General features: G+C 73.4%; 2 protein-coding genes. Both read right to left on the bottom strand.

The window, feature by feature from the left end; translation table 11 throughout:
• Positions 1–129 precede the first annotated feature (129 nt).
• Positions 130–1,452, bottom strand: coding sequence for an ATP-binding protein (locus tag FHE66_RS15215; protein ID WP_139073828.1), 1,323 nt, complete (start codon positions 1,450–1,452; stop codon positions 130–132).
• A gap of 6 nt (positions 1,453–1,458) precedes the next feature.
• Positions 1,459–2,145 (bottom strand): response regulator transcription factor, encoded by a 687-nt coding sequence (locus FHE66_RS15210; protein WP_139073827.1) that lies wholly within the window; start codon positions 2,143–2,145, stop codon positions 1,459–1,461.
• Positions 2,146–2,271 lie beyond the last annotated feature (126 nt).

The raw sequence follows: 2,271 nt of genomic DNA, 5'->3' as shown, positions 1-2,271 counted from the left end.
CGCGCAACTCGGCTCTCGCGCGCAACTCGGCTCTCGCGCGCAACTCGGCTCTCGCGCGCAACTCGGCTCTCGCGCGCAACTCGGCTGTCGCGCGCAAGTCGGCTCTCGCGCGCGGGGAGGGGGGACGGGTTACCAGCGGCGGCGGCGGCGGCCCATGCTGACGAGGGAGCCCTGCGGGAGGACGACGGCGGGGTCGAACGTCTTGGGCACCGCGGACAGGAAGATCGCGAACACCGGGGGCTGGCGCTGGGCGAGCTCCAGGCGCCCGCCGTCGGCGGCGACGAGGTCGCGGGCCAGCGCGAGACCGCGTCCCGTCCCCTTTCCGGACGTCACGTTGCGCTCGAAGATGTCGGGGGCGAGGTCGTCGGAGACGCCGGGCCCCTCGTCGGTCACCTCGATGACCACGCCGTGCTCGGACGCCGAGGCCCGCGCACGCACCGTCGTCGTGCCGGCGCCGTACTTGAGCGAGTTCTCCAGGAGCGTGGACAGCACCTGGGCCAGCGCGCCGGGCGTGGCGAGGACCGCGATCTCGGAGTGCTCGGGCAGGACGAGCTCGCGGCCGGCCGAGGCGAACGTGGGGCCCCACTCCTCGGCCTGCTGGGCGAAGAGGTCGGCGAGGCGCAGCGCCTCGGTGGTCCCGCCGCCAGCCTGGCGCGAGTTGCGCAGGAGGTCCTCGACGACGCCGGTGAGTCGCTCGACGAGCTCGAGGCTCACCCGCGCCTCCTCGGCGACGTCCTCGTCCGTGGCGATCGCCTGGATCTCCTCCAGACGCATCGACAGCGCGGTGAGCGGGGTGCGCAGCTGGTGGGAGGCGTCGGCGGCGAACTGTCGTTCGGCGGCGAGCCGCCCGGCGAGCCGGTCGGCGGTGCGGGTGAGCTCGGCGGCGACGAGGTCGATCTCCTCGATGCCGGACTTGCGCAGGTGCGGGCGCACCTGGCCCGAGCCGATCTGCTCGGCGCTGGCGGCGAGGTAGATGAGCGGGGCGGCGAGCTTGCGGGCCTGGCGGCGCGCGACGAGCACACTGACGCCGAGCGCGAGCACCGCCGCGACGACGACGAGCGCGACGACGCGCACGACCATCCACTGGACGGCCACGGCGCTCACCTCCATGCGGACCGTGGCACCGCTCGGCGTCACCTGGACCGCGCGGAGCACCCGCCCCTCGACCGGGTCCCCGGCCGTGAAGATCCGCCCGACGTCGTCCTGGACGACGATGCGGGCCCTGAGGTTGTTCTCCCCGCCGACGAACGGCGCGAGCATCGCGTCGTCGAGCTCCTCACCGTTGGCGATCCGCCGCTCGACGGCGCGCCCGACGTAGGAGGTGCGCAGCTCCAGGGTGGAGCGCTCGGACTCCCAGATCATCAGCCCGCCGAAGACGGCGAGCGGGACCCCGAGCAGCAGGACGGCGACGGTGACCGCGACGAGCGTCATCGTCACCGCGCGACGACGCACGCCGCCTCAGCTCTCGCCGGTCGTCTCGAAGCGGAACCCCATGCCCCGGACGGTGGTGATGTAGCGCGGGTCGTTCGCGTCGTCGCCGAGCTTGCGGCGCAGCCACGAGACGTGCATGTCGAGCGTCTTCGTCGAGCCGCTCGGGTCCGAGCCCCAGACCTCGCGCATGAGCGCGTCGCGGGAGACGACCGAGCCGGCCTCACGGACGAGGACGCGGAGCAGCTCGAACTCCTTGGCGGTGAGCTGCAGCTCGCGCTTGCCCTGGAAGGCGCGGTGCGCGGCGACGTCCACACGGACGTCCTGGGCGGTGAGCTCGTCCTCGTCGGTGAGCTCACCACCGGCGCGGCGCAGCAGCGCCCGGACCCGGGCGAGGAGCTCGGCGAGCCGGAAGGGCTTGGTGACGTAGTCGTCGGCGCCGGCGTCGAGGCCGACGACGAGGTCGACCTCGTCCGCGCGGGCGGTGAGCACGAGGATGGGGGTGGTCATCCCCTGGCTGCGGATCCACCGTGCGACGTCGAGCCCGTCCATGTCCGGCAGCCCGAGATCCAGCACGATGAGGTCCATGCCCGCGGAGTTGTCGATGGCCCCCTGACCCGTGCCGTGCGCGCGCACCTCGTAGCCCTCGCGCGTGAGCGCGCGGGCCAGCGGCTCCGCAATTGCCGGGTCGTCCTCGACGAGAAGTACATTGGTCACGCCGCCATCGTAAAGGTTCGTCAGAGGACGCGGGTCCGGAGCACACCGACGTTTTACCCTCCGGGGCCCTGCGGACCGGTCCGGACGGCCCCGCCGCCGGATGCGGAAGGGCCCGCAACCGTCCGG

This window comes from Georgenia sp. 311 (assembly GCF_006151955.1).
Lineage (GTDB): Bacteria > Actinomycetota > Actinomycetes > Actinomycetales > Actinomycetaceae > Oceanitalea > Oceanitalea wutianyii.
This window is presented reverse-complemented; position numbering and strand designations above follow the sequence as displayed.